This window comes from Actinokineospora bangkokensis (genome assembly GCF_001940455.1).
In the GTDB taxonomy this organism is placed as follows: domain Bacteria; phylum Actinomycetota; class Actinomycetes; order Mycobacteriales; family Pseudonocardiaceae; genus Actinokineospora; species Actinokineospora bangkokensis.
Genome location: NZ_MKQR01000006.1, coordinates 152,561 through 158,902 on the forward strand (window position 1 = coordinate 152,561; position 6,342 = coordinate 158,902).

At 74.4% G+C, this 6,342-nt stretch carries 4 protein-coding genes; 1 reads left to right on the forward strand and 3 read right to left on the reverse strand.

Translation table 11 applies throughout. From position 1 onward, the window contains the following. Positions 1-79: 79 nt before the first annotated feature. Positions 80-1,993 (forward strand): intein-containing Rv2578c family radical SAM protein, encoded by a 1,914-nt coding sequence (locus BJP25_RS04295; protein ID WP_075973454.1) that lies wholly within the window; start codon positions 80-82, stop codon positions 1,991-1,993. A 286-nt stretch (positions 1,994-2,279) separates the two neighbouring features. Here the strand turns inward: BJP25_RS04295 and BJP25_RS04300 are convergent, their stop codons facing one another. The 3 genes from BJP25_RS04300 to yaaA all read right to left on the reverse strand — a co-directional run bounded on the left by BJP25_RS04300 (position 2,280) and on the right by yaaA (position 6,228). Then, positions 2,280-3,791: a DEAD/DEAH box helicase gene (locus tag BJP25_RS04300; RefSeq protein WP_075973455.1), complete on the reverse strand. Its 1,512-nt coding sequence runs from the start codon at positions 3,789-3,791 to the stop codon at positions 2,280-2,282. A gap of 338 nt (positions 3,792-4,129) precedes the next feature. Beyond that, entirely contained in the window at positions 4,130-5,026 is an 897-nt protein-coding gene (locus BJP25_RS04305) for a serine protein kinase RIO (protein WP_075973476.1), read from the reverse strand. Between the two features lie 461 nt (positions 5,027-5,487). Beyond that, positions 5,488-6,228 (reverse strand): peroxide stress protein YaaA, encoded by a 741-nt coding sequence (gene yaaA, locus BJP25_RS04310; RefSeq protein ID WP_075973456.1) that lies wholly within the window; start codon positions 6,226-6,228, stop codon positions 5,488-5,490. Positions 6,229-6,342 lie beyond the last annotated feature (114 nt).

The following is a 6,342-nucleotide window of genomic DNA, read 5'->3' on the forward strand; positions in this document are numbered from 1 at the left end:
AAACCCCGGACGGGGTACCCGGTGCCGCGGACCTGGTGAGATCCGTTGCGGATCACTCGAACATGTGTTCGACTGTGGCATGCGATGGGACGGACAGCGAGCGGACCAGGCCGGGCAGCAGGCGCTCCCCGGCCTGCCGGGGTTGGTGCGCAGCGTGCGGACCCCGGAGTTCAGCGGGGTGGTCTTCCACGAGGTCCTGGCCAAGTCGGTGCTCAACCGGGTCCCCGGCGCCTCCCCGATGCCCTTCGAGTGGACGGTCAACCCCTACCGGGGGTGCGCGCACGCGTGCAGCTACTGCCTGCACGGCGACACCCCGATCCTCATGGCCGACGGCACCACCAAGCCCCTGGCCGAGCTCGTGGTGGGCGACCGCATCTACGGCACCGAGCGCCGCGGCAACTACCGCCACTACGTCCCCACCACCGTCACCGCGCACTGGACCACGCTCAAGCCCGCCTACCGCGTCACCCTCGCCGACGGCACCCAGCTCATCGCCAGCGGTGACCACCGCTTCCTCACCGAGCGCGGCTGGAAGCACGTCACCGGCGCCACCTCCGGGCCCGGCCGCCGCCCGCACCTGACCGTCGGCAACAAGCTCATGGGCACCGGGCACTTCGCCGCCCCGCCCAAGGACTCCCTGGACTACCGCCGCGGCTACCTGCACGGCATCGCCAGGGGCGACGGCGGCGCGCCCCGCTCCCCGCAGGCCATCGCCAGGGTCGCCGACTACCTCGGCGGCGACGGCGGCCTCACGCTGCCCGTCGACCGCCCGCGCACCCCCACCGACGAGTGGCGCAAGGGCCTGCTCGCCGCCACCTTCGACGCCGACGGCACCTTCGCCAACCGCATCCTGCGGCTGCCCAACCTCGGGCCCGAGGCGCTGGCGCAGGTGCAGGAGGCGCTGACCCGCTTCGGGTTCCAGCACGCGCTGGAGGAGCGCAGGCTGCCGATGGCCAGGCGGTGCGTGCGCGTCGACGGCGGCCTGCCCGAGCACCTGCGCTTCTTCCACACCGCGGACCCGGCCGTCACCGCCAAGCGCACCATCGACGGCGCCGCCATCAAGTCCCCCGCCAAGCTCGACGTCGTCGAGGTCGAGCCGCTGGGCCTGGACCTGCCGCTCTACGACATCACCACCGGCACCTCGGACTTCATCGCCAACGGCGTCGTCAGCCACAACTGCTTCGCCCGCAACTCCCACACCTACCTGGACTTCGACGCGGGCCACGACTTCGACACCCAGCTGGTCGTCAAGCTCAACGCCCCCCAGGTGCTCAAGCGCCAGCTCCAGGCACCCTCGTGGACCCGCGCGCACGTCGCGATGGGCACCAACACCGACCCCTACCAGCGTGCCGAGGGCCGCTACGGGCTCATGCCCGGCATCATCCGCGCGCTGCGCGACTCGGGCACGCCGTTCTCCATCCTCACCAAGGGGACCGTGCTCTCCCGCGACATCCCGCTGCTGGCGGAGGTGGTGCGGGACGTCGGCGTCGGGGTCGGCGTCTCGATCGCCCTGCTGGACCGCGACCTCCAGCGCTCGGTCGAACCGGGCACCCCCAGCCCCGCCGCCCGCCTGGAACTGGTGCGCCGCGTGCGCGAAGCCGGTCTGCCGTGCGGCGTCTTCGTCGCCCCCGTCCTCCCGGGACTGACCGATTCGGTGGAGCAGCTGGACTCCCTGCTGCGCGCGGTGGCCGAGGCCGGGGCGACCGGGGTCACGGTGATCCCGCTGCACCTGCGCCCGGGGACCCGCGAGTGGTTCGCGGCGTGGTTGGCCCGCGAGCACCCGCTGCTCGTGCCGCTGTACCGGCGCATCTACGGCAAGGGCGCCTACGCCGCCGCCGGGTACCGCGAGGCGCTGGCCGCGCGGGTGCGCCCGTTGCTCCGCAGGCACAAGCTGGCGAGTTCAGCCACGACCCGCTGGCCGGAGGGCTCCACGCCCGAGGTGGCGCCCGCGGTGGCCGCGCCGGAGCAGCGGCAGCAGCTCACCCTGCTGTGACCGAGGTGGGCCACGCCGAACGCGGTGCACTTGTCCGATTCGGACTGCTGTCGGGCTGGTCCGCCGGACTTGCGCGAGATACCCGGCCACTTGCGACGGCCTGACAGCGAGGCGACAACGGGCGGGGACCTCTTGCGCCGCAACGGGTCCCCGTCCGTTGCGCTGCCATGACCAGTCGTGCTCGGCGTCGGTGAAGCGGCGTGGCGCGAGAACCCGGGACGGGCACACGGAAACGGGCTGGGCCCCGGTGCGGTGCACCGGGGCCCAGCCCGTCGAGGAGTCGTGCTCAGCCGCGGTCGGCGGCGTTGTTGAAGCGGCGCGGCGCGCGGCGCGGGGCACCGCGGCGGTCGTCCCGGGGGTGGAAGTCGCGGGAGTGGTGCTCGCGCGGGTGGTGCTCGCGGTCGCGGTCCCGGTCGCGGAAGCCGCCGCCCTCGCGGTGGCCGCCCTCCCGACCGCCGGTGCGGCGCGGGCGGAAGCCGCCCTCGCCACCGCGGCGCGGGGCCGAGGAGCGGGCGGGGCGGGCCGGGCGCACCGGCGGGTCCACCACGGGCTCGCCGCTGGGGACGCGGGCGCCGGTGATGCGCACCAGCTCCTCGTCGCCGGGGCGGACCTTGCTGGCCTCGGGCTTGACGCCCGCCTTGTCGGTCATCCGCTGCACGGTGCGGCGCTGGTCGAAGGTGACGACCGTGACCACCGTGCCGGACTCGCCCGCGCGGGCGGTGCGGCCCGCCCGGTGCAGGTAGTCCTTGGGGTCGGCGGGCGGGTCGACGTGCACGACCAGCGAGACGCCGTCGACGTGGATGCCGCGGGCGGCGACGTCGGTGGCGACCAGGACGGGGGTGTCGCCGTCGCGGAACTGGCTCAGCACGCGGTTGCGCGCGCCCTGGGTCTTGCCACCGTGCAGGGCACCGGCCCGCACGCCCACCGAGCGCAGCTTGTCGGCCAGGCGGTCGACGTGGTGCTTGGTGCGCACGAACATGATGGTGCGGCCCTCGCGGGCGGCCACCTGGGTGATGACGTCGGCCTTGTCCTGGCGGGAGACCAGGAGCATGTGGTGCTCCATGGTCGACACGCTCGCGGTGGACACGTCCACCGAGTGCGTGACCGGGTTGGTCAGGTAGCGCTTCACCAGCTGGTCGACGTCGCCGTCGAGGGTGGCGGAGAACAGCAGCACCTGGCCGGTCGGGTCGGTGAGGTCGAGGATCTCGCGGACCTGGGGCAGGAAGCCCATGTCCGCCATCTGGTCGGCCTCGTCGATGGCGGTGTGCACCACGTCGTGCAGGATGCAGGTGCCCTGGCGGACGTGGTCGGACAGCCTGCCCGGGGTGGCGATGAGCAGGTCGACGCCGCGGCGCAGCGCGTCGGCCTGGCGCGGGAAGGACATGCCGCCGACCGCGGTGCGGCACCACAGGCCCAGCGACTTGGCCAGCGGGGTCAGCGCGTCGGAGACCTGGAGGGCCAGCTCGCGGGTGGGCACCAGGATCAGCCCGCGCGGGCGCAGCGGGCGGGCCTGCCCGCCGTTGAGCCGGGCCAGCAGCGCCAGGCCGAAGGCCAGCGTCTTGCCGGAGCCGGTCTGGGCGCGGCCCAGCACGTCCTTGCCCGCCAGCGCGTCGGGGAGGGTGGCGGCCTGGATGGGGAACGGGCTGTCGATGCCCGCGTCGGCCAGCGCGCGCAGCAGCGGCTGGGGGAGGCCGAGGTCGGCGAAGGTGGTGCCCTCACCGGACTCGGGGGAGTCGAACCGACCCTTGCCGGAGTGCCGGTGCCGGGGCTTGCGCTCGGCGGGCGCGTCGGCGGTCATGGGCACGGCAGAGTTCTGCACGGGGTCCTCTCGGGACGTGGCACGTCTCGGGAGGCTCCGCCCTCGTGCAGAGGTCGGCAGGCTTTCACGCGGACGGGCCCGGCGCGCTCGGTGTCGCGCCGTCATGGGTGTGTGGACTGCACCGCCACCGCCCGGGCCTTCGAGCCCGGCGGGAGCGGCGTGGGCCGCTCGCGGTGCGTTGTCAAGCGTACCCGACGCGGTGCCCCCGGCGTGCGGCCCGGGGCACCCACCGGGGTGATCGTGCCCACTGAACTGCGGGAACGGTGCGGGCGGGCACCCTGGCCCGCCCGCACCGCGGCACCCGCGGGTGACCGTCCTCACACCCCTGCGGCGGTCAGCAGCCGGGCGGTGAGGGCACCCGGGTCACCGATGTCGGCGGGCAGCCCGCGCGCGGCGAACCACGCCGCCACGTTGGCCACGTCCCGGGCGAGGAAGTCCACCCCGGCCGGGTTCGCCACCACGTCGACCACCTGCGGCAGGTCGATGAGCACCAGCCGCCCGTCGCAGACCAGCAGGTTGTAGGCGGACAGGTCGCCGTGGGCCAACCCCTGCCCCGCCAGGACCTCCAGCGCCGCCACCAGCTGCTCCCACAGCTCGCGCAGCTCCCCGGCGCCGGGCCGCAGCTGCGCCAACCGGGGCGCGGCGCCGCGGCCGTCGGCGGAGAGGAACTCCAGCAGCAGCTCGGTGCCGTCGCGCTGCACCGGGTAGGGCACGGGCGCGCCCGCGGCCCACAACCGGCCCAGCGCGGCGAACTCGGCCACCGCCCACTGCTCGGCGATGAGGTTGCGCCCGAACGAGCTGCGGCTGGCCATCGCCCGGTTCTCCCGGGACTTGCGCATCCGCCGCCCCTCCAGGTACCCGGCGTCGCGGTGGAACAGGCGGTGCTCGGCCGACCGGTAGCGCTTGGCCGCCAGCAGGCACCCCGGTGCCCCGGGCACGGCCCGCTCCAGCAGGAAGACGTCGGCCTCCTTGCCGGTCTTGAGCACCCCCAGCTCGGTGTCGGCGGCGGCCAGGTCGGTCACCACCCACCCGGGCCGGGGCGCGGGCCCCTGCTCGGCCTCGGCCCAGGTCGACCAGCGGTCGGCCCCCGCGGGCAGCTCGTCGGCCTCGCTGTAGGCGTCCTCGCGCACCCGCCCCAACCGGGCCTTCTCGGCCTCGGTCAACCGGCCGGTGCGCGACGGCTGCGGGTCACCCCCGCGCCCCCGCCTGCGCATCCGCACCTCGTGCGGGTCGTCGTCGAGGTCGCCGTAGAGGTCGTCGTAGCGGTCCTCGTACGGGTCGGGCCAGGCACCGCCCGCCCGCTCGTCGAACACCTCGGAGAGGTCCCCGGCGGCCTGGTCGGTGTCAGCCAGACCGGTGTCATCCAGACCGGGGTCGTCCAGGCTGGAGTCGTTCAGGTGATCGGTGGAGGGAAAAGAAGAAGAAGAAGAAGTGGAGTGCTCGCGCACTGGTGGGCTCCTCGGAGCGTGGGAGGGATCCCCACCGCGCGACCTCGGGTCAGCTCGGCGGGGCGGGTGGACGGACGCGCGCCACCACGGGGACAGTCATGTCCACGACGCACCTCCTCCGGCTCCACCCGGGCCCTCCGGCCCCGGCTCTCGACCTCGTGCGCACAGGGTCCAGGAGACCCGAACCCCCGCGCAACCGATTTACCGCTCCGGCCGCGCCACCGGCCTCAGTCGATGACGAGCTCCAGCTCCCGGTCGCCCACCTTCTCCACCCGCAACCCCGCCGCCCGGGCCGTGGAGATGATCGTCCGCACCGTCCCCGGCTCCCGCGGCGCGACCGCCAACGCCGCCGCCAACCGCCCCTTCGCCGCCTTGTTGAAGTGGCTCACGCTCTTGCGCCGCCCCCCGGCGTCCTCCGTCACCACCCGCACCGTCACGGCCTGCGGGACGTCGGCCAACGTGGCGTAGGCCCCGGACCGCAGGTCCACCACCAGGTCATCCACCGTCGACAGCGTCTTCTCCAGGTCCGCGCGCCAGACGCCGCGCAACCCCCCGACCCCGGGCAGCACCGAACCCCCGGAGAGCCGGTACGCGGGGATGGGGTCCTCGGCCCGCACCACCCCGAACAGCGCCGACGCCACGGCCAGGCGCCGCCCAGCCCTGGCCCGCTGCGCCTTCGTGAAGCCTGCGGCGCCCAGCGCGTCGTAGAGCACTCCCGTGTACCGCTCCAGGGCGGGCCGCGTGGGGGAGGTGAACAGCTCCGCGTTCCGCTCCACCTCGTCCACCTGCCGCTCCGACAACCCCAGCGCCGCGATGCTGGCCGGGACGTCGTCCGCCAGGGTCCGCAGGGCTTCGGTGAGCCGCAACCGCACGGGGGTGAGCTCGGGGAACGAGAGGGCACCGAGGTCCAGCGGTTCGCCTTCGCCGCCGTCGCTCTTGGTCTCGGATGGGGGGAGCAGCACGAGCACGGGGCGAGCGTAGGCGGGCGCTGCTGGGGTGTGCTGGGTGGGGGGCTTGCGGTGGCCTGCTGTGGCTTCGCCTCGCCTTCGGCTTCGGCTCTTGGAAGAGCCCGTTCGTTTGGT